We start from the raw sequence: 20,319 nt of genomic DNA, 5'->3' as shown, positions 1-20,319 counted from the left end.
TAGCTGTACGGGTGCCGTCCACTCCCTCATCCGTGCAGCTCAGGGTGGGTGTGAGTGGCCACAGCGCACCTATGTGTGGCCTGCAACCAAAAGCCTCCTCCCGGGGTCACCTGTAGTCGGAACCACGGACCACGGACCACGGACTCCCCATGGAGGTTCAGCAATGCGCTCCCACCCCATCGGTCACCGCTCGCTGACGGGCGCCGCCGCCGCGGCGGCCCTCGTCCTCGCCGCCGCACCCGTCCTGCTGGCGGGCACGGCCACCGCCGCGGCGCCGGCCGCCGCCACCGCCGCGCTCGACCCCAGCGGACACTTCGCCGTGTACACCGCCGCTCCCGGCCAGGTGAACGACGCTGTCGTCACCGCCACGAAGGCCGACGGCTCGGCCGACATCAGCTACGTCATCGACGACGTCGTCCCCATCGACGCCGGGGACGGCTGCACCTACCCCGACGCCACCGACCGCACCGCGGTCACCTGCACCGTCACCACGCTGGACAGCCAGGACCCGTACGCCACCCTGCAGTTGGGCCTCGGCGACCAGGACGACACCGTCCGGTACGCCAACGCCACCGGCCAGACCTACAACTTCGCCGCGATCGACCTCGGCGACGGCGCCGACGCGCTCACCGACACCGGCGACGAGGACGGCAACTCCGTGCGCGGTGGCGCCGGCGACGACACCATCGAGGTGGGCGCCGCCGCCGTCGTCCTCGGTGACGACGGCGCCGACACCGTGCGCGCCACCGGCGGCGGAGCCGTCGTGCAGGGCGGCATCGGCGACGACACGATCGACGCCGACGGCGACTCCAGCTCCGTGTCGGGCGGCGCGGGCGACGATCTGATCCGCGGCGGCGCCTACGACCAGAACCTCTCCGGCGACGACGGCGACGACGAGATCCACGGCGGCCCCGGCAACGACTGGCTCTACGGCGGCAAGGGCGCCGACCTCCTCTACGGGGACGGCGGCGACGACACCCTGTACGGCAACAGCGGCAACGACACCCTCTACGGCGGCCCCGGCACGGACACCCTCTCCGGCGGCCCGGGCACGAACACGGTCCACCAGAACTGACCCCGTCCCCGCCGGACCCGGGAACCGCACATCGGCGCCCGGGGTCCCCGCACGCCGGTCCGGCACGCCCGTGCGCGCGTATGCGCCGTTGATGCGCCCGCCCGGTGCGGCATCCAATGAGAGCGGTACTCCACCGGGGAGGCCAGCGAGGAGGTAACCCATGGCTGCCGAGTCCGCCGGGCCCGCGCCCGTCCGGGTCCCCGAAGCGTCCGCCCGCGCCGACCGTGGTGGTGGGGCCGTTCCGCGGCTGGTGCTGCTCGGGGCCTGTGGCTGCGGTTCGGGGTGCGGGTGCGGGTGCCAGTCGGGTGCGCCCTGCCAGTGCGGCGGCTGCACCGGCTGAGACGTACCCGTGCACCACGGACGGCATACGACCGCGGGGCCCTCACCGATGCCGGTGCGGGCCCCGCGGGCACGGTGGAGCGGAGACTCGGGCCGGTTATTCGAGGGCCACTCCGACGCGCCCGGACTCAGGCCGGTTCGACGGCCGGCGCGGCCGGCCCCCCGGCGGAACCGGTAGAGCCCGCAGAGCCCGCGGCGCCCGCTGCGTCCGCCGAGCCCCCCTGCGCACCCGCGTGCTCCCCCGTCACCAGGTACACCACCCGCTTGGCGACCGAGACCGCGTGGTCCGCGAAGCGCTCGTAGTAGCGGCCGAGCAGCGTCACGTCGACCGCCGTCTCGATGCCGTGCTTCCACTTCTCGTCCATGAGGTGCTGGAAGAGCGTGCGGTGCAGCAGGTCCATCTCGTCGTCGTCCTGCTCCAGCTGCATCGCCAGATCGACGTCCTTGGTGATGATGACCTCGGCCGCCTTCGCCATCAGGCGCTGCGCGAGCTGGCCCATCTCCAGGATGGTGGCGTGCAGGTCGTGCGGCACGGCCCGGTCGGGGAAGCGCAACCGCGCCAGCTTGGCGACGTGCTGGGCCAGGTCGCCGCTGCGCTCCAGGTCCGCGCTCATCCGCAGCGACGTGACCACGATCCGCAGGTCCGTGGCGACCGGCTGCTGCCGGGCGAGCAGCGCGATCGCGCGCGCCTCCAGGTCGTGCTGGAGGTCGTCGACCTTCTGGTCGGCGGCGATCACGTTCTCGGCGAGCTTCAGGTCGGCGTCGAGCATGGCCGTGGTGGCGCGCCCGATCGCCGACCCGACAAGGCGGGCCATCTCGACCAGGCCCTCGCCGATCGAGTCCAGTTCCTCGTGGTACGCGTCACGCATACGAACGTTCCCTCTCTGTACGTGAGGCTCTACGTGGGGCCGGATCAGCCTCACGGTCCCACGTTCGGCCCCGTACGCGTCCGGATCCGGCACCCCAAGTGAACCAACCCCGTATCCAAGGTGAACTCTGGGCGACGAGTGTTCGAGCTACCACTCGGACGGCTGTGGAGGAACGGCCCGGGCCGCATAACCTGAGGACATGGACGTGAACGCGGCGGTCGCCGCAGCGGCAGCGATCGCCGGAGTGTGCACCGGTGTCATCGCCATGCTGGCGTTTCGCTGGAGCGAACGCGACCAGAAACGCCCCACCCGCACCTCCCTGCACACGGACCCGGTCCTGCCGCCCGGCGTCGACACCGTCCTGTCGGTGCTGCGCTCCTCCGCCGTCGTCCTCGACGAGGGCGACAGCGTGGTCAAGGCCAGCTCGGCGGCGTACGCGCTCGGCCTGGTGCGCGGCGGCAAGCTCGCCGTCGAACCGATGCTGCAGATGGCCCGCGACACCCGGCGCGACGGCGAGATACGCCAGGTCGAGCTGGACCTGCCGCGGCGCGGCACCGGCCGGGGCGACGCCCTCGCGGTCTCCGCCCGCGTGGCCCCGCTCGGCTCCCGCCTGGTCCTGCTCCTCGTCGAGGACCTGACCGAGGCCCGCCGCATCGAGGCCGTCCGGCGCGACTTCGTCGCCAACGTGAGCCACGAGCTGAAGACGCCGGTCGGCGCCCTGTCGCTGCTCTCCGAGGCCGTGATGGACGCCTCCGACGACCCCGAGGCCGTCGAGCGGTTCGCGGGCCGCATGCAGATCGAGGCGACCCGGCTGACCAGCCTCGTGCAGGAGCTCATCGACCTCTCCCGGGTGCAGAACGACGACCCGCTGGAGGACGCCGAACCGGTCCGCGTCGACGAACTCGTCACCGAGGCCATCGACCGCTGCCGCCAGCCCGCCGCCAGCAAGCAGATCACCATGGCCGCGGGCGGCACCGCCGACCTGCAGATCTGGGGCAACCGCGGCCAGCTCGCCGCCGCGCTCGGCAACCTCGTGGAGAACGCGGTCAACTACTCGCCCGCCCGCACCCGCGTCGGCATCGCCGCGCGCCGGGTGGCCGCGCCCGGCGGCGACCTCATCGAGGTGGCCGTCACGGACCAGGGCATCGGCATCTCCGACAAGGACAAGGAGCGCATCTTCGAGCGCTTCTACCGCGTCGACCCGGCCCGCTCCCGGGCCACCGGCGGCACCGGCCTCGGCCTCGCCATCGTCAAGCACGTGGCCGCCTCGCACGGCGGGGAGGTCACCGTGTGGAGCTCCGAGGGACAGGGCTCCACCTTCACGCTGCGGCTGCCCGAAGCGGTCGCGACCCGCACCCTCAAGAAGACCCCGCAGACCCCGCAGACCTCGCAGACCTCGCAGACCTCGCAGACCTCGCAGACCTCGCAGGTCACGCAGTCCTCGCAGACCTCGCAGGTCACGCAGTCCCCGCAGACCCCTCACGCCTCAGGCCCCGGAGACGTACGCGACGAAGACGACGCACACGGGCCCGACCGCTCCACCGCATACGAATCCATTCCTGCCGCCCCGGAGGTCCTTCCGTGACCCGAGTGCTTGTCGTAGAGGACGAGGAGTCCTTCTCCGACGCCCTGTCCTACATGCTCCGCAAGGAGGGCTTCGAGGTCGCCATCGCGGCAACCGGGCCCGACGGCCTGGACGAGTTCGAGCGCAACGGCGCCGACCTGGTACTGCTCGACCTGATGCTGCCGGGCCTGCCCGGCACCGAGGTCTGCCGCCAGCTGCGCGGCCGTTCGAACGTCCCGGTCATCATGGTGACCGCCAAGGACAGCGAGATCGACAAGGTCGTCGGTCTGGAGATAGGGGCCGACGACTATGTCACCAAGCCCTTCTCCTCGCGCGAGCTGGTCGCCCGCATCCGGGCCGTCCTGCGCCGCCGCGGCGAGCCCGAGGAGGTCGCCCCGCAGGCCCTGGAGGCGGGCCCGGTCCGCATGGACGTGGACCGGCACGTCGTCACGGTCGCCGGAGCCAAGGTCGACCTGCCGCTCAAGGAGTTCGACCTCCTGGAGATGCTGCTGCGCAACGCGGGCCGCGTCCTGACCCGTATGCAGCTCATCGACCGGGTCTGGGGCGCGGACTACGTCGGCGACACCAAGACCCTCGACGTGCACGTCAAGCGGTTGCGCGCCAAGATCGAGCCCGACCCGGGCGCGCCGCGCTACCTGGTGACGGTGCGCGGCCTGGGCTACAAGTTCGAACCGTAGGCCGCGGGCGGCGCGGGCCGCGCCGCACACGCACACGCCTGAGGGCGGACCCCATGGAAGACGGGGTCCGCCCTCAGGCGTGTGTGCCGCGCGCGCGGCGGGGGTCAGTTGCCCTCGGCCTCGCCCGACGCGGAGGAGGACGCCGAGGTCGACGCGGAGGCCGAGCCCGAGGCGGCGTCCGACGGGGACGCGGAGTCGGAGGGCGAGGCCGACGTGCTCGCCGAGGCGCTCGCCTCCGGCGTCGCCGGGACCTCGCTCGGCCCCCACTTCTTGAAGTAGCTCTCGGCGGGCACCACGAACGCCTTCAGCTTCACGTCGCCGGTCTTGCTGAACCCGAAGGTGATCGGCTGCGCGTTCCCGTCGAGGACGGCCGTGCGGCTGTTGGGGAGCTCGGCGGTGGCGTTGCCCTCGCCGCCCAGGGTGAGCGACCCGCCGGCCGGGACCGTGAGCTTCGAGCCGCCCTTGGCGTCCGTCAGCTTCGCGGTCTTGCCGACGCCGTCGACCGTGATCGCGTCGAGGGTCTGGTCCGTCGAGCCGTTGTTGAAGACCGTCGCGGTGACGACGGCCGGGCCCTTGGAGGCGCGGTCAGGCTGCGTGATGACGGTGGCGTTCTGGATCTTGATGTCGCCGACCGAGGTGGCGGCGTTGTCCGGCTTGACCTCGAGGGTCTGGGCGTTGTTGCCGGCACCGCACGCGGCGAGCGAGGCGATCGAGAACGCGATGGCGGCGGCGGCGAGGGCGCCGCGTCGAAGGCTGCTGCTCACGGCGGCGGCATCTCCTTGAACGTGGGCGGGCAGGGGCGGCTCACTTGTAAAGCCGCCCTAAGGGACTGTCAGCGGCCTTAGGCTACCGAGCCGTTCCCACGTCATCGCACCCGACCCGCCCCTACGGGTCCGCCGGGTGCGCGGACCCGGCCTCGTTCGGCGCCCCGACGCCCCGTGCGTCCCGCGCTCCCCACGGTCACCACCGTCACCATCGCTGTCACCCCCCAGGACCATTGGTCTCCTGTTCATCATTCACATAACCGCTGGCCACCGGGTGTGGGGATTTCCGGTAAGGAATGCGGGGGCGGTGCGGAAAAACGATCATCCGGTGGCGGGAATCCCGGTGATCAATTCTTCTTCCGGTCCGAACGGGCGAGGTCTCTCCCGAACGGAGTAGCGGAAGTTCAGCGCTTCGAACTACGCAAACCGGGACGTTCTTCCCCTCGGGGGTCTCTTCAGGCGTGTGTGACGGAACCGTTTCGGGCCTGCCGGAGAGCCGCTCCGACCTGCGAATACCGTGCTCCGCTCGCCCTCCGCAGCACGTTCCTGTTGTTGTTGTCAAGCCCCGAGATGTGCCCTGACCTGCGAAAACGCCATTCAGAACCCGCCGTTTCCGTGTTACCCTGGATAGCCACGGAAGGGGTACCTGTCACATGACGTTCAAGGTTGGCGACACCGTGGTCTATCCCCATCACGGGGCCGCGCTGATCGAGGCTATCGAAACTCGCCAGATCAAAGGCGTGGACAAGACCTACTTGGTGCTGAAGGTCGCCCAGGGCGACCTGACGGTACGTGTGCCAGCGGACAATGCGGAGTTCGTCGGCGTGCGTGATGTGGTCGGTCAGGACGGGCTGGACCGGGTCTTCGAGGTACTGCGCGCGCCGTACGCCGAGGAGCCCACGAACTGGTCGCGTCGTTACAAGGCAAACCTGGAGAAGCTCGCCTCCGGTGACGTCATCAAGGTCGCGGAAGTCGTCCGTGACCTGTGGCGTCGGGAGCGTGAGCGCGGTCTGTCCGCGGGTGAGAAGCGCATGCTCGCCAAGGCTCGCCAGATCCTGGTGAGCGAGCTTGCTCTCGCGGAGAACACGAACGAGGACAAGGCCGAGGCCCTGCTCGACGAGGTTCTCGCGTCCTGATACGCGCTGTTGCCGCGTAGGAACAATGCCGTGGTGCCCGCTGACCCTGATGGTGTCGCCGGGCGCTGCGGCATGTTCGTACCCGCACATGCGTCCCCCGGAGGATCACGCCCGTACGCGGGTGTGCCGGGCCCGGAGTGCTGGCTCGACCAGTGTCACGGAAGGGTCCGGTCAAGAAGTCGCGCCCGACACGATGTGGCCATACCCACCACCCCCGAGCGCACAAACCTGAACGGAACCGATGTCTGACGAAACGCGTCCCGTTGCTGGTGGCAGCCGTACCGCGGCCGTGATTCCGGCCGCCGGACGGGGCGTACGCCTCGGTCCGGGCGCCCCCAAAGCGCTCCGCGCGCTCAGCGGCACCCCGATGCTGATCCACGCCGTCCGCGCCATGGCGGCCTCCCGCTCCGTCTCCCTCGTCGTGGTCGTCGCCCCGCCGGACGGCGCCGCCGAGGTCAAGTCGCTGCTCGCCGACCACTCGCTCCCCGAGCGGACCGACTTCGTCGTGGTGCCCGGCGGGGCCTCGCGCCAGGAGTCCGTGAAGCTCGGGCTCGACGCGCTGCCGCCCGGCATCGACATCGTGCTGGTGCACGACGCGGCCCGGCCGCTCGTCCCGGTCGACACCGTCGACGCGGTCATCGAGGCCGTCCGCGACGGAGCGCCCGCCGTCGTCCCGGCGCTGCCGCTCACCGACACGGTCAAGGAGGTCGTCCCGACGGCCGACGGCTCGCCCGAGCCCGTCGTCGCGACACCGCCGCGGGCCCGGCTGCGCGCCGTCCAGACGCCGCAGGGCTTCGACCACGCCACGCTGGTGCGGGCTCACGAGTCCGTCACCGACGCCGTCACCGACTGCGCCGGCATGGTCGAGAAGCTGGGCGGCCAGGTCGTGCTGGTGCCCGGCCACGAAGAGGCGTTCAAGGTGACCCGGCCGCTGGACCTGGTGCTCGCCGAGGCCGTGCTCGCCCGCAGGAGGGCCAACGATGGCTACTGAGCAGCACCCCGCCCCGTCCCCGTCCTCATCCCCGTCCCCCTTCCCCTACGCCTTGCCGCAGGTCGGCATCGGCACCGACATCCACGCCTTCGAAGAGGGCCGCGAGATGTGGTGCGCCGGGCTGAAGTGGGAGGCCCCCGACTACGAGGGCCCCGGGCTCGCCGGGCACTCGGACGCCGACGTCGTCGCCCACGCCGCGTGCAACGCGCTGTTCTCGGCCGCCGGACTCGGCGACCTCGGGCAGCACTTCGGCACCGGCCGCCCCGAGTGGTCCGGCGCGAGCGGCCTGACGCTGCTCGCCGAGGCCGCCCGCATCGTCCGCGCCGCCGGCTTCACCATCGGGAACGTCGCGGTCCAGGTCGTCGGCGCCCGGCCGAAGATCGGCAAGCGGCGCGACGAGGCGCAGAAGGTGCTCTCCGAGGCGGCCGGGGCACCGGTCGCCGTCTCCGGCGCGACCACCGACGGACTCGGCTTCCCGGGCCGTGACGAGGGCCTCCTCGCGATCGCCACGGCACTGGTGCTCCGCCTCCCGGCGTCCTGAACCGGGGACCTCCCTGCGTCCCGCCGAGCGCCTTCCGGTGTCCTGACCGGCTCTCTCGCGACGGCCCGGCCGGGCGGTCTCGCGGTGGCCGTCCGGTGTGTTGACCGGGCGGTCTCGCGGCTGCCTCCCGGCGTCCCGCCGAGTGCCTGCCATCGTCCCGACCGGCCCTCTCGCGACGGCCCGGCCGGGCGGTCTCGCGGCGACCTGCCCGGGCGGTCTCGCGGTGGCCATCTGGTGTCCCGGCCGGGCCGTCTCGCGGCTGCCGTCCAGTGTGCTGACCGGGCCGTCTCGCGGCTGCCTCCCGGCGTCCCGACCCGTCTCCCGGCGCCTGACCTGTTGCCTCCCGGCGCCCCGGCCGGTCGCCTCCCGGCCGCCTGATCGACGGCCCCCTTGCGCCCCGTCCGGCGGCCCCCCCCGCGTCCCGACCGGCGGGTCCCTCGCCCCCGGCCGGCGGGCCCCCGCAGCCAGACCGGCAGGTCCCCGCCCCCCTGACCGGCACCGATGCCCGCCCCGCGCGGCTTACTGCGCATTCGTCGCAGTTACCATGGCTGGGCAGGTGTCCCGCACGGTGAAGGCAGAGCAGGCTATGGGTGAGTACGCGATCCGCGTGGCCGGTGACGGGGACGTGGACGGGGCCCGTGCCGTCATGCTGGACACCGTCTACCGCGACCTGCGGTCCGGGTACGTGCCGCGCTGGCACGCCGACATCATCGATCCGGCCGCCGCCTACCTGCGGCCCGAGCGGTGCACCCTGCTCGTCGCCGAGCACCTGCCGAGCGGGGAGACCGTCGCCACCGGCGCGGTCCGCGACCGCGGGCCCGCCGCCCCGCCCAACCCGCCCTGGGTCGCCGACCGCTTCCCCTCCGGCACCACCGCCCAGCTCTGCCGCGTCTACGTCCGCCCCGAGCACCGCCGCCAGGGCCTCGCCAGGACCCTGGTGCGCGCGCTCTGCGACTTCGCCGCGACGGCCGGCGGCTACGAAGACCTCTACCTGCACACCGACCCGGCCGTGCCCGGCGCCGAACCCTTCTGGCGCTCGCTCGCGCACGAGGTCTGCGACGAGCGCACGCTGCCCGGCGGCGGCCAGGGCATCGTCCACTTCTCGCTGCCGCTGCCCGCCGCCGTGCCCGCCGCCTGATGCGCCGCCGCGGCTTCCTGCTGGCGGCGGCCGGAACCGCGCTCACCAGCGCCTGCGGCTCCTTCACCGGCACCGCGGGCGGCGGCAGGCTCGCCGTCGACCTCGCCTTCGCCCCGACCCAGGGCCTGTCCCCGTACGGCGACGACGGCCTGCTGCTCAGCCGGCTCGCCGTCGTCGACGGGCTCACCCGCATGGACACCGACGGCGCCGTCCACCCGGCGCTCGCCCGCACCTGGACCAGGACGGCCGCCACCACCTGGGAGTTCACCCTGCGCGACGCGCGGTTCCAGGACGGCGGGCCGGTCACGGCGGCCGCCGTCGTGGGCGCGCTGCGCGCCGCGGCACGCGCCGAGGTCACGCCGCGGGTGCTCAGCGACGTCGAGCTGACGGCGCGGGCGACGGGGGAGCGGACCGTGCGGATCACCACCGGCACCCCCGACCCCCTGCTGCCCGCCCGGCTCGCCAACCCCTCCCTCGCCGTCCTCTCCCCGGCCGCGTACCGGTCCGGGGACGGCACGGTCGACCCCGTCGGGACCGCCACCGGGCCCTTCGCGCTGACGGAACTGAACGGGGCCGTCTCCGCGACCCTCGACCGGTTCGACGGACACTGGGCCGGGCGAGCCGCCGCCCCCGGCGTCGACGTGACCTTCGTCGCCGACAACAACGCCCGCGCCAACGCCCTGCGCTCCGGCCAGATCGAACTCGCCGAGTTCGTCCCCGCCGCCCAGGCCCTGCTCCTCGGCGGCCGGGCCCGCAAGGTCCCCACCGTCCGCACCACCACGCTGTACCTGAACACCCGCACCGGACCGCTCGCCGACCCCGCGCTGCGCGCCGCCGTCCGCACCCACACCGACACCTCCGCGCCGGCCCGCAGCGTCTACGAGGGGTACGCCGAACGCGCCACCGGACTGTTCGGCCCCGGATTCGCCTGGGCCCACGGCGCCCGGCGCCCCGTCACCGGCCGCGCGGCCCCCGCCGCGCCACGCGGCCGGAGCCTCACCCTCGCCACGTACCCGAACCGCGCCGAACTGCCCGAGGTGGCCGCCGCCCTGCAACAGCAACTGGAACGCGCAGGCTTCACCGTCCGCCTCGTCGTCAAGGACTACGCCCGCCTGGAGTCGGGCGCCCTCGACGGGCAGTACGACGCCTTCCTCATGTCCCGCTCCACCGCGCTCGACACCGGCGACCCCGTCTCCTACCTCGCCTCCGACTTCACCAGTGACGGCAGCTTCAACATCTCCCAGCTGCGCGACAAGGCCGTGGACACCGCGGTGCGCACGGCCGCCCGGCTCGACGGCGCCGAGCGGCAACAGGCCGTGCTCGCCGCCGAAGCCGCCATCCTGCGCACCGACGCGGCCGTGCCGATCGTCCACGAGGAACACCTGCAAGGCGTCGGCGGCACCGTGCGCGGCGTCGTCCTCGACCCCTACGAGCGACAGTTCGTCGGACTGGAGACCCGCACCCGATGAACCACGCCCGGACCGTCGCCGGCCGGGTGGCCGCCGCCGGCGCGCTGCTCGCCCTCACCGCCCTGCTGCCCCGGCTCACCCGCACCGACCCGGCGCTCACCGTGCTGCACGCCCGCTACGGCGACGCCCCCACCACCCCGCGCCAGCTCACCGACGTACGCCGCCAACTCGGCCTGGACGACGGCACCTTCGGCTTCCTCGGACAGTGGGCGCGCGGCCTGGCCCACGGTGACCTGGGCACCTCCTGGGTGACCGGGGCCGACGTCGGCGCGGACGTCCGCGCCGCGTCCGGGGTCTCCCTGTCCCTGATGGCGTACGCGATGGCGGTCGCCGTCACCGTGGCCGCCGCGCTGTGCCTGCCGGCGCTGCGCCGCGCGACGACCACGCCGCCGGGCGGCGCCGCAGCCGGGACCCTCGCCGCGCTCCCCGAGTTCCTGCTCGCCTCCGTCCTCGCGACGCTCTTCGCGGTCCGCCTCGGCTGGTTCCCCGCGCAGGGCTGGCAGTCACCCGCCTCCGCCGTGCTGCCCGCCCTCGCCCTCGGCATCCCCGCGGGCGCCGTCCTCGGGCGGCTCGCCCAGGACGCGCTGCCCGCCGCGTTCGCCGAACCCTGGGTGCGGACCTGGCGGGCGAGCGGCCTGAGCCGGGCCCGCATCGCCCGGCACGCGGCCCGCCGCGCCCTGCCCGCCGTGCTGCCCCAGGCCGGCTTCACCGTCGTCGGCCTGACCGGGGCCGCCGCCGCCGTCGAGGCCGTCTTCGCCGTCCCCGGACTCGGCGGCACCGCCGTCGCCGCCGCCCTCGACCTGGACCTGCCGCTCCTCCAGGGCTGCCTGCTCGTCCTGCTCGCGCTCGGCCTCGCGGCCGCCGTCGCCGTCGGGCTGCTGCGCCGCCGGCTGCTCGGCCCCGCCCTGCGCGCGGGCGCGCTGCCCGCCCTCGCCAGGACCCCCGGCGCGGGACCGGCGCGGCGCCGCGCCGCCGCCGCGCTCGGCGCAGTCCTCCTCGCCGTCCTCGTGTGGGGCCTCACCCGCGACGCCCTCCACGTCGACCTCGCCGCCCGCCTCACCGCACCCGGCGCCGCGCACCCCTTCGGCACGGACGCCCTCGGCCGGGACGTGCTCGCCCGGCTCGGCCACGGCGCGCTGCGCACCCTGGCGGTGGCCGCGGCGGTCTGCGCGGTCTCCTTCGTCGTCGGCGTCGCCCTCGGTCTGACCCGCTGGGCCACCGGACTCACCGAGGTCGCCAACGCCCTGCCCGCGATCCTCGCCGGACTGCTCGTCACCGGCCTGTTCGGCGCGGGCCCCGCGGGCGCGGCCGTCGCCGTCGCCGCGGTCGGCTGGGCACCGCTCGCCGCGCACACCGCCGCCCTCGCCGAGACCGAACGGGCCGCAGGACACGTCGAGGCCGCCGTCGTGCACGGCGCCGGACGGTGGCACATCCTGCGCCGGCACGTCCTGGGCGGCGTGCTGCCCCCCGTCGCCCGGCACGCCCTGCTCCGCCTCGCCCCCACCACGCTGGCCCTGGCCTCCCTCAGCTTCCTCGGCCTCGGCACGCAGCCCCCCGACCCCGAATGGGGCCGCCTGCTCATGGAGAACCTGCCGTACGCGGAGCGGGCCCCCTGGTCGGTGCTGGCCCCGGCGGCCGCGCTGGCCTGCGTCGGCGCCCTGGTGGCACTGGCGTCGGCGGCCCGCGCACCGGCCGGACCGGGCCGCGCCCGGCGCTCGCCCGCCGGGTGACACCCGGGAACCGCCTGCCGGGAAATGCCGCGCGGCACCGCGGCGTTCCCGCAGGATCGGGTACGCGTCCACCGATGCCACGTACACCGTCCGAGAAGGAGTGCGGCCCATGACCGCTCAGCTGTCCGACGAACTCAAGGCACTGCTCGACAGCAAGGTCTTCATCAACGTCGCCACCGTCCAGCCCGACGGCAGCCCCCAGGTCTCCCCGGTCTGGGTCAAGCGCGACGGCGACGACGTCCTGTTCTCCACCACCGTCGACCGCCGCAAGGAGAAGAACCTCCGCCGCGACCCCCGGGTGACCGTCCTGGTCCAGCCCGCCGACAACCCGTACACGTACGCCGAGATCCGCGGCACCGCCGAGATCACCACCGAGGGCGGCCAGGAACTCATCGACGAGCTCTCCCTCAAGTACACCGGCAAGAAATACGCGGAGTTCAACCCGGCGTCCGGGCAGGACGCGGAGCGGGTCGTGGTGCGCGTGCGGGCCCGCAAGGTCGTCGGCGGGCTGTGACGCCGTCGGGCCCATGGCACCCCTCCGGGCCCACTACCCTGGAGGGGTGACTATTCGCCTGTACGACACCAGCGCCCGGCAGACTCGTGACTTCACCCCGCTCACGCCGGGCTGCGTCTCGATCTACCTGTGTGGCGCTACCGTCCAGGCCGCCCCGCACATCGGACACATCCGCTCGGGGCTGAACTTCGACATCATGCGCCGCTGGTTCACCTACCGCGGCTACGACGTCACCTTCGTGCGCAACGTCACGGACATCGACGACAAGATCATCCGGAAGGCGGCCGAGCAGAACCGCCCCTGGTGGTCGATCGGGTACGAGAACGAGCGGGCGTTCAACGACGCCTACACCGCGCTCGGTTGCCTGCCCCCCACCTACGAGCCGCGCGCCACCGGCCACGTCACCGAGATGGTCGAGATGATGCGCGGCCTCATCGAGCGCGGCCACGCCTACGAGGCCGAGGGGAACGTCTACTTCGACGTCCGCTCCTTCCCCGGCTACCTGGAGCTGTCCAACCAGGACCTGGACGAGCTGCGCCAGCCCTCCGGCGAGGGCGAGACCGGCAAGCGAGACCCACGCGACTTCGCCATGTGGAAGGCCGCCAAGGAGGGCGAGCCCAGCTGGGAGACGCCCTGGGGCCGCGGCCGGCCCGGCTGGCACCTGGAGTGCTCGGCCATGGCCCACAAGTACCTCGGCACCGCCTTCGACGTCCACGGCGGCGGCATCGACCTGATCTTCCCGCACCACGACAACGAGATCGCGCAGGCCAAGGCCTTCGGCGACGAGTTCGCGAAGTACTGGGTGCACAACTCCTGGGTCACCATGTCCGGCGAGAAGATGTCCAAGTCGCTGGGGAACTCGGTGCTCGTCTCCGAGATGGTCAAGCACTGGCGCCCCATCGTCCTGCGGTACTACCTGGGCACCCCGCACTACCGCTCCACCATCGAGTACAGCGAGGACGCGCTGCGCGAGGCCGAGTCCGCCTTCGCCCGCATCGAGGGCTTCATCCAGCGCGTCGCGGAGAAGGCCGGCGGGATCGTCGACCCGGCCGACGAGGTGCCGCCCGCCTTCGCCGAGGCGATGGACGACGACCTGGGCGTGCCGCAGGCGCTCGCCATCGTGCACACCGCCGTGCGCCAGGGGAACTCGGCGCTCGCCGCCGACGACAAGGAAGCCGCCGTGGCCCGCCTCGCCGAGGTCCGCGCCATGCTCGGCGTCCTCGGCCTCGACCCGCTCGACCCGCAGTGGGCCGACGAGAGCGACCGCGGCGACGACCTGCACGGTGTGGTCGACAGCCTCGTCCGGCTCGTGCTCGACCAGCGCGAGTCGGCCCGCGCCCGCAAGGACTGGGCCACCGCCGACGCCATCCGCGACCAGCTCGGCCAGTCCGGGCTCGTCATCGAGGACGGCCCGGCCGGCCCGCGCTGGAGCCTCGGCCCCCGCTGAGCCCCGGATGTGCCGCCCGCGCCGTCGGGCGGCACACTTCATAGACGTACACACATTCACGAACGTAAGAGACAGGTAGGTCATGGCCGCCAACAACAACCGCCGCATGTCCGGCAAGAAGGGCGCGCAGGTCGGCAGTGGCGGCCAGCGGCGCAAGGGCCTCGAAGGCAAGGGCCCCACCCCGCCCGCCGAGGCACGCAAGGGCCACAAGAAGAACCGCGTCGCCAACGCGGCCGCCAAGCAGGCCGCCCGCCGCCCCACCAGCCGCACCGGCGGCCCCCGCGGCAAGGCCACCTCCGAGATGGTCGTCGGCCGCAACCCCGTCGTCGAGGCGCTGCGCGAGGGCGTGCCCGCCATCACCCTCTACGTCCAGCAGTTCATCGACAACGACGAGCGCGTCCGCGAGGCGCTCCAGCTCGCCGGCGAGCGCGGCGGCATCCACCTGATGGAGGCCCCCCGCCCCGAGCTGGACCGGATGACCAACGGCCTCAACCACCAGGGCCTCGTCCTCCAGGTCCCGCCGTACGAGTACGCGCACCCCGAGGACCTCGTCGCCGCCGCCTTCGACCAGGGCGAGGACCCGCTGATCGTCGCCCTCGACGGCGTCACCGACCCGCGCAACCTCGGCGCGGTCGTCCGCTCGGTCTCCGCGTTCGGCGGCCACGGCGTGGTCGTGCCCGAGCGGCGCGCCGCCGGCATGACCGCCGGTGCCTGGAAGACCTCCGCGGGCACCGCCGCCCGCACCCCGGTCGCCCGCGCCACCAACCTGACGCGCGCCCTGGAGCAGTACAAGAAGGCCGGCGTGACCATCGTCGGCCTCGCCGCCGACGGCGAGAGCGAGATCGGCGACCTCGCGGCGCTGGCCGGACCGGTCGTCATCGTGGTCGGCAGCGAGGGCAAGGGCCTGTCGCGCCTGGTCGGCGAGACCTGCGACCACCGCGTCCGCATCCCCATGCCGGGCGGCGCGGAGTCGCTGAACGCCGGTGTGGCGGCCGGAGTCGTCCTCTACGAGGCGGCGCGGCGCCGCGCCTGAGCGGTCCGGTCCGGGCCCCGCCCCATCGGCACCATTTCGACCGGGTTGCCAGGGTTGACGGGGCCCGGACATTTCGGTGCGGTCAAGGCAGTGTCCTAAACACACATCACTCGGTTAGATGAGTGTGGACACCAGAACACCCCGCACTCCCTCGGGGGACCGCTCGTCGGGATTCGACGACGCTCCCGCGCTGAGCATGGTGAAGGTTCCGTGCGACCCGGCGCAGGTCATCGTCAATCACGCGACCTTCCGCGTGCAGCTTCCCAGGGCGCAACAGACGCAACTCCCGCGCATCGCACGGCACGTGAGCGCCATGGGCCCGGCCGGAGCCGCCGCGGCGACCGCCCGCATCCCCGTCATCACGGCGGCCGGCACGCCCGGCGCCCGGCGGCGCCCCGTCGTCATGAGCGGAGCCGGGGACCTCGCCGCCAGCGGCCTGCTGCGGACCGCGCGTCGCGCAGGCGGCCCGGACGAGGCAGGCGACGGCGGTGCCACGCAGGTCATCCCGCGTGTCGACCTCGACCGCGACCTCGCCGACGGGCGGTACGCGGGGGACGGCACGGACGAGACGTCCGTCGTCATCGGCCCCCGCCAGGGCGGCCCCGGCACCCGCATCCTGCCGCAGATGCGGCAGGCGGGCAGCGCCTTCGAGGAGACCGGCGAACTCCCGCACCTGCCGTACGAGGACGAGGAGTTCGACGACGGCGAGGGGCCGGGCGAGAGCACCGCCGCACGGCGCTACGGACCCGTCCGGCACGCCTACTACCCGGGCCGCCGGATGAACCTCGGCGTCGTCCTGCTCCCGCTGCGCGTCTTCCTCGGCTTCATCTCCATCTACGCCGGCATGGGCAAGCTCTGCGACCCCGTCTACTTCGACGGCGGCGAGCGCGGCTCCATGGTCAAGTGGCTGAACTCGCTGCACCCCTGGGCCCTCGCCGAACCCATGCGCGACTGGGCGCTCCAGCACCCCGTCGGCGCCGGGCTCGTCATCGCCTTCCTCCAGGTCATCGTCGGTGTCCTCACCGTCCTCGGCCTGTGGCAGCGGATCGCGGCCGTCTTCGGAGCACTGCTCTCGGCCGCGCTGCTGCTCACCGTGAGCTGGAAGACCGTCCCCGCCTACGACGCGCCCGACATCATCTACCTGGCCGCCTGGTCACCGCTGATCATCGCGGGCGCCCCCGTCTACTCCATCGACGGACGGCTGGCCGGCGGCGCCTGGCGGCGGCTCGGCCCGCGCACCTCCCTGTGGGACCTGCGCCGCTACGTACTGCGCCGGGGCACCGTCGTCGCCACCCTCGTCATCGGCGGCACGCTGCTCATCGGCTCGGTGCTCGGCGGCGCCGTCCGCGACGCCGACCGGGTCACCGCGCCAGGCCCGGGCGACACCCCGCGCAACGAACTGCCCGGCTCCCCGCTGCCCTCCGCCCCCGGCCACAAGCAGCGCCACTCGCAGAGCCCGTCGGCCTCGAACTCGCCGACCCAGGGCACCACCGCGAGCCCCTCCGGAGCGGCCGGCACGCCCGGCGCCGCCCGCGAGACCGGCAGCGTCAGCGGCTCCACGACCACGCCGACCCAGGGGTCGACGGCCGGTCAGGCCCCGTCGCGCCAGACCACGCCGCAGCAACAGCAGCAGCCCCCGGCCGGCGGCACCGGCGGACCGACCTCCGGCGGCACGACCGGCGGCGGCACCAGCACGGACGGCGGCACCTCCACCGGCGGCACCGACGGTGGCGGCGGCGCCGGAGACGGCGGTGGCAGCACCGGTGGCGGCAGCGGCGGGAGCAGGCTCGTCGGCGGCCTCCTCGGCTGACCGCCACTCCGGCGGCCATGGCCACTCCGGCGGTCACGGCCTCCTCGGCTGACCGCCGCCCCGGCGGTCACGGCCACTCCGGCGGTCACGGCCACCTCGGCTGACCGCCGCCCCGGCGGTCACGGCCACTCCGGCGGCCATGGCCACCCCGGCGGCCACGGCCACCCCGGCTCCACCGCCACGGCGAAGGGCCCCGCACGGATGACGTGCGGGGCCCTTCGCCGTGGGCCGGGAACCTTCGCCCCGCGCCGGGGTCGAGGACCTTCGCCCGCGGCGGGCGGCCGAGACCTTCACCCCAGGCCGGGGACGCTCACCTCCACCGGGGCACGAGTGCCCTCAACGCCCCTGCGCCGCCAGCTCCTTGGCCGCCTCACGCAGATCCTTCGCCGTGTCGATCGCCCGCCAGTACGCGCCCTGCGGGATCGGGAAACCGGCCAGCCGCTCGGCGCGGGCCAGCCGCGGGAACGTGGTGCGCTCGTGATCGCCGACACCCGGCAGCAATGACGCGAACTCGGCGGAGAAGACGTACACCCCCGCGTTGATCAGGAACGGCGACGGCGGGGCCTCCACGAAGTCCGTGATGTGGCCGAACGCGTCCGTCTCGACCGCCCCCCACGGGATACGCGGCCGGGCCAGCGCCAGCGTCGCCGTCGCCTCCCGCTCATGGTGGAAGTCGGCCATCTCACGCAGCGAGAACCGGGTCCAGATGTCGCCGTTCGTCGCGTACCAGGGGCGGTCCGGGTGCGGCAGGTGCCCGGCCGCGAACTTCAGGCCGCCGCCGCGCCCCAGCGGCTCCTTCTCCACCACCGTCGTGACCCGCAGCGGCAGCTCGGCCCGGTCCAGCCACTCCTGGAGGACCTCGGCGAGGTGCCCGCAGGAGACGACGGCGTCCGTGACGCCCTCCTCGGCGAGCCAGTTCAGCTGGTGGCCGATGATCGGCGTCCCGGTCCCCGGGATCTCCACCATCGGCTTCGGCCGGTCGTCGGTGTACGGGCGCAGCCGGGAGCCCTGGCCGCCCGCCAGGACGACGGCCTGCGTGGGGCGGTGCGCATACGGGTGCGGGCCGTGCGCGGACGGTTCATCGGTCGTCATGACCGGAACTGTACGTGCGCACGGCCCGCCGGGGGCGTCGAGGCTCAGGCGCGGAAGCCGGCCACCCCCGAGGCGAAGGACGTGTCGCAGACCGGCCGCGCGTACGACTGCGCGCGCGCCGGGCCGTAGGCCTGCACCGCGGCGCGGCCGAGGGCCTTGGCGATCGTCATGCAGTGCTTGGCCAGCGAGGGACGACGGTCGATCTCCTGCTGGAGATGGGTCAGGGCGACACCGGGATTCTCCTCCTGGAGCTCCTGGAGGAGGCGGTCGCGCAGGAGGTCCTGCGGGGCGCGGGACTTGGCGCGCGCGGAGACGTCCTGGGCGGAGGCCGTGAGGATGGAGTCCGAGTCGCTCCCGGACCAGTTGACCCGGGTGACCGCGAGGGTCCCGGAGAGCACCAGCATCACCGGCAGGACGAACGCGAGCGTGCGGGCGGCGCGGCGGGCGGGGCCCTGGCCCCGGGCTCGGCGCGGCTTCTGGGTGTAGTCAGCGGAGTGCGTCACGCGAGTGAGCGTAGCGGTCAGTGATGATTTGGCGACATTTAGTCACTCGACCGAGGGATGGGCAACTGGGTTTCTTTGCTTACCCGTTGACGCCACTGGCCTATATGTCCTACTTGCCGGGGTATTTGTCGACACCGTCGGCGGTACGCGAAGGACCCCGCGCCGGAGCGCGGGGTCCTCGGGACCGCTGCAAGTATGTCAGCCGAAGCGCCGGTCGAGGCGTCAGTCGGAGAGGCGCTCGCCGGTCGACGTGGAGAAGACGTGGGTCTCGCCCGGCCGCGGCACGACGTGGAGCTGCGCGCCCTTCTCGGGCACCTGGCGGCCGTTGACCCGCACGACCAGGTCCTTGTGCTCGCCACCGACCTGCGCGGCGCCGTAGACGTAGCCGTCGGCGCCGAGCTCCTCCACCACGTTCACGGAGACCGCGAGGCCCGCCGGGGCGTCGGTGGCGTCCTTCGTGAGGGTCTTCGCGGCCTCGCCACCGTGCTCGACGATGTCGAAGTGCTCCGGGCGGACGCCGACCGTCACCGTGGTGTCGCCGCGGTCGGAGGCGGCCTTGAGGGCCTCGCGGCTGACCGGCACGACCGAGTTGCCGAACTTCACGCCGCCGTCGGTGATCGGGACCTCGACCAGGTTCATGGCGGGGGAGCCGATGAAGCCGGCGACGAAGAGGTTGGCCGGGCGGTCGTACATGTTGCGCGGCGAGTCGACCTGCTGGAGCAGGCCGTCCTTCAGCACGGCCACCCGGTCGCCCATGGTCATGGCCTCGACCTGGTCGTGGGTGACGTAGACGGTGGTGATGCCGAGGCGCCGCTGGAGCGAGGCGATCTGCGTACGGGTCGACACGCGGAGCTTGGCATCGAGGTTCGACAGCGGCTCGTCCATGAGGAAGACCTGCGGCTCACGCACGATCGCGCGGCCCATCGCGACGCGCTGGCGCTGACCGCCGGAGAGCGCCTTCGGCTTACGGTCCAGGTACTCGGTGAGGTCGAGGATCTTCGCGGCCTCCTCGACCTTCTGCCGGATCTCCGCCTTGTTCACGCCGGCGATCTTGAGCGCGAAGCCCATGTTGTCGGCGACCGTCATGTGCGGGTACAGCGCGTAGTTCTGGAACACCATGGCGATGTCCCGGTCCTTGGGCGGCAGGTGCGTGACGTCGCGGTCGCCGATGCGGATCGCGCCGCCGTTGACGTCCTCCAGGCCCGCGAGCATCCGCAGGGAGGTCGACTTGCCGCAACCGGACGGGCCGACGAGGACGAGGAACTCGCCGTCCTCGATCTCGATCTCCAGGCCGTCGACGGCGGGCTTGGTGGAACCCGGGTAGACGCGGGTCGCCTTGTCGAACGTGACAGAAGCCATGGCTGTGAAGCCCCCTTCACCGGCAGGAACGTGCCGGACGATCCGTTGTAAAGGTGGGGCCGCCACGGCAGGTGCCACGGCGGCGTGAAGCACGGAAGGAACCACTGCGGACTACAGATGAAGCACTGGTGTAGTCCACGCGGGTGAACTGATCGGACCGTACCTGGCAGGCGGGGGATCTGTCAGTAGGTCGGAGCCTGTGAGATTCGCCGGAATTTTCGAGCAGGCAGAGCCACGCACTTTTGAC

Annotated in this window: 19 protein-coding genes; 14 read left to right on the top strand and 5 right to left on the bottom strand. The window is 73.2% G+C overall.

The window, feature by feature from the left end:
* Positions 1-163: 163 nt before the first annotated feature.
* Together ACIBW6_RS07140 and ACIBW6_RS07135 are read left to right on the top strand one after the other, a co-directional pair.
* Positions 164-1,075: a calcium-binding protein gene (locus ACIBW6_RS07140; protein ID WP_399057484.1), complete on the top strand. Its 912-nt coding sequence runs from the start codon at positions 164-166 to the stop codon at positions 1,073-1,075.
* Positions 1,076-1,235: 160 nt separating this feature from the next.
* Positions 1,236-1,415 carry a hypothetical protein gene (locus ACIBW6_RS07135; RefSeq protein WP_399057482.1) on the top strand — a complete coding sequence of 60 codons (180 nt, stop codon included), beginning with the start codon at positions 1,236-1,238 and terminating at the stop codon, positions 1,413-1,415.
* 127 nt (positions 1,416-1,542) lie between these two features.
* Here the strand turns inward: ACIBW6_RS07135 and phoU are convergent, their stop codons facing one another.
* Positions 1,543-2,283, bottom strand: coding sequence for a phosphate signaling complex protein PhoU (phoU, locus tag ACIBW6_RS07130; RefSeq protein WP_399057480.1), 741 nt, complete (start codon positions 2,281-2,283; stop codon positions 1,543-1,545).
* Positions 2,284-2,482: 199 nt separating this feature from the next.
* Here phoU and ACIBW6_RS07125 point away from each other — a divergent pair, with 199 nt between their 5' ends.
* Positions 2,483-3,868 carry a sensor histidine kinase gene (locus ACIBW6_RS07125; protein WP_399057478.1) on the top strand — a complete coding sequence of 462 codons (1,386 nt, stop codon included), beginning with the start codon at positions 2,483-2,485 and terminating at the stop codon, positions 3,866-3,868.
* Positions 3,865-4,545: a response regulator gene (locus tag ACIBW6_RS07120; RefSeq protein WP_399057476.1), complete on the top strand. Its 681-nt coding sequence runs from the start codon at positions 3,865-3,867 to the stop codon at positions 4,543-4,545. The genes ACIBW6_RS07125 and ACIBW6_RS07120 overlap by 4 nt, the downstream gene beginning before the upstream one ends.
* 104 nt (positions 4,546-4,649) lie before the next feature.
* Here ACIBW6_RS07120 and ACIBW6_RS07115 read toward each other — a convergent pair whose 3' ends face one another.
* Positions 4,650-5,309 carry a DUF461 domain-containing protein gene (locus ACIBW6_RS07115; RefSeq protein ID WP_399057474.1) on the bottom strand — a complete coding sequence of 220 codons (660 nt, stop codon included), beginning with the start codon at positions 5,307-5,309 and terminating at the stop codon, positions 4,650-4,652.
* Between the two features lie 653 nt (positions 5,310-5,962).
* On the opposite strand from ACIBW6_RS07115, the gene ACIBW6_RS07110 reads away from it, so the two are divergent.
* The 10 genes from ACIBW6_RS07110 to ACIBW6_RS07065 all read left to right on the top strand — a co-directional run bounded on the left by ACIBW6_RS07110 (position 5,963) and on the right by ACIBW6_RS07065 (position 17,118).
* On the top strand, positions 5,963-6,445 hold the full coding sequence (locus tag ACIBW6_RS07110) for a CarD family transcriptional regulator (protein ID WP_003953493.1): 483 nt from the start codon (positions 5,963-5,965) through the stop codon (positions 6,443-6,445).
* 241 nt (positions 6,446-6,686) lie between these two features.
* Complete coding sequence (gene ispD / locus ACIBW6_RS07105; protein ID WP_399057472.1) at positions 6,687-7,436, top strand: 2-C-methyl-D-erythritol 4-phosphate cytidylyltransferase; 750 nt, start codon at positions 6,687-6,689, stop codon at positions 7,434-7,436.
* Complete coding sequence (ispF, locus tag ACIBW6_RS07100) at positions 7,426-7,977, top strand: 2-C-methyl-D-erythritol 2,4-cyclodiphosphate synthase (RefSeq protein ID WP_399057470.1); 552 nt, start codon at positions 7,426-7,428, stop codon at positions 7,975-7,977. Before ispD ends, ispF begins: the two co-directional genes overlap by 11 nt.
* 586 nt (positions 7,978-8,563) lie before the next feature.
* The gene (locus tag ACIBW6_RS07095; protein ID WP_399057735.1) at positions 8,564-9,115 is read left to right on the top strand and encodes a GNAT family N-acetyltransferase; all 552 of its coding nucleotides are present in this window, start codon (positions 8,564-8,566) and stop codon (positions 9,113-9,115) included.
* The gene (locus ACIBW6_RS07090; protein ID WP_399057468.1) at positions 9,115-10,584 is read left to right on the top strand and encodes an ABC transporter substrate-binding protein; all 1,470 of its coding nucleotides are present in this window, start codon (positions 9,115-9,117) and stop codon (positions 10,582-10,584) included. Before ACIBW6_RS07095 ends, ACIBW6_RS07090 begins: the two co-directional genes overlap by 1 nt.
* The gene (locus ACIBW6_RS07085; RefSeq protein WP_399057466.1) at positions 10,581-12,314 is read left to right on the top strand and encodes an ABC transporter permease subunit; all 1,734 of its coding nucleotides are present in this window, start codon (positions 10,581-10,583) and stop codon (positions 12,312-12,314) included. The genes ACIBW6_RS07090 and ACIBW6_RS07085 overlap by 4 nt, the downstream gene beginning before the upstream one ends.
* Positions 12,315-12,423: 109 nt before the next feature.
* Positions 12,424-12,828 (top strand): PPOX class F420-dependent oxidoreductase, encoded by a 405-nt coding sequence (locus ACIBW6_RS07080; RefSeq protein WP_399057464.1) that lies wholly within the window; start codon positions 12,424-12,426, stop codon positions 12,826-12,828.
* Between the two features lie 46 nt (positions 12,829-12,874).
* Positions 12,875-14,275, top strand: a complete 1,401-nt coding sequence (cysS, locus tag ACIBW6_RS07075) for a cysteine--tRNA ligase (RefSeq protein WP_399057462.1) — start codon at positions 12,875-12,877, stop codon at positions 14,273-14,275.
* Positions 14,276-14,357: 82 nt separating this feature from the next.
* Positions 14,358-15,308, top strand: coding sequence for a 23S rRNA (guanosine(2251)-2'-O)-methyltransferase RlmB (rlmB, locus tag ACIBW6_RS07070; protein ID WP_399057460.1), 951 nt, complete (start codon positions 14,358-14,360; stop codon positions 15,306-15,308).
* Positions 15,309-15,432: 124 nt separating this feature from the next.
* The gene (locus ACIBW6_RS07065) at positions 15,433-17,118 is read left to right on the top strand and encodes a DoxX family membrane protein (protein WP_399057733.1); all 1,686 of its coding nucleotides are present in this window, start codon (positions 15,433-15,435) and stop codon (positions 17,116-17,118) included.
* Between the two features lie 336 nt (positions 17,119-17,454).
* Here ACIBW6_RS07065 and ACIBW6_RS07060 read toward each other — a convergent pair whose 3' ends face one another.
* From ACIBW6_RS07060 to ACIBW6_RS07050, 3 genes are all read right to left on the bottom strand, one after another.
* Positions 17,455-18,210, bottom strand: coding sequence for an NDP-sugar synthase (locus tag ACIBW6_RS07060; RefSeq protein ID WP_399057458.1), 756 nt, complete (start codon positions 18,208-18,210; stop codon positions 17,455-17,457).
* Between the two features lie 44 nt (positions 18,211-18,254).
* Complete coding sequence (locus tag ACIBW6_RS07055; RefSeq protein ID WP_399057456.1) at positions 18,255-18,713, bottom strand: hypothetical protein; 459 nt, start codon at positions 18,711-18,713, stop codon at positions 18,255-18,257.
* Between the two features lie 222 nt (positions 18,714-18,935).
* Positions 18,936-20,072, bottom strand: a complete 1,137-nt coding sequence (locus ACIBW6_RS07050) for an ABC transporter ATP-binding protein (protein ID WP_399057454.1) — start codon at positions 20,070-20,072, stop codon at positions 18,936-18,938.
* Positions 20,073-20,319: the final 247 nt, after the last annotated feature.

Source organism: Streptomyces sp. NPDC049813, from assembly GCF_044465085.1.
Taxonomy (GTDB): Bacteria; Actinomycetota; Actinomycetes; order Streptomycetales; family Streptomycetaceae; genus Streptomyces.
The sequence above is the reverse complement of the archived record's forward strand: the minus strand, read 5'-3'. Positions and strand labels throughout refer to the sequence as shown.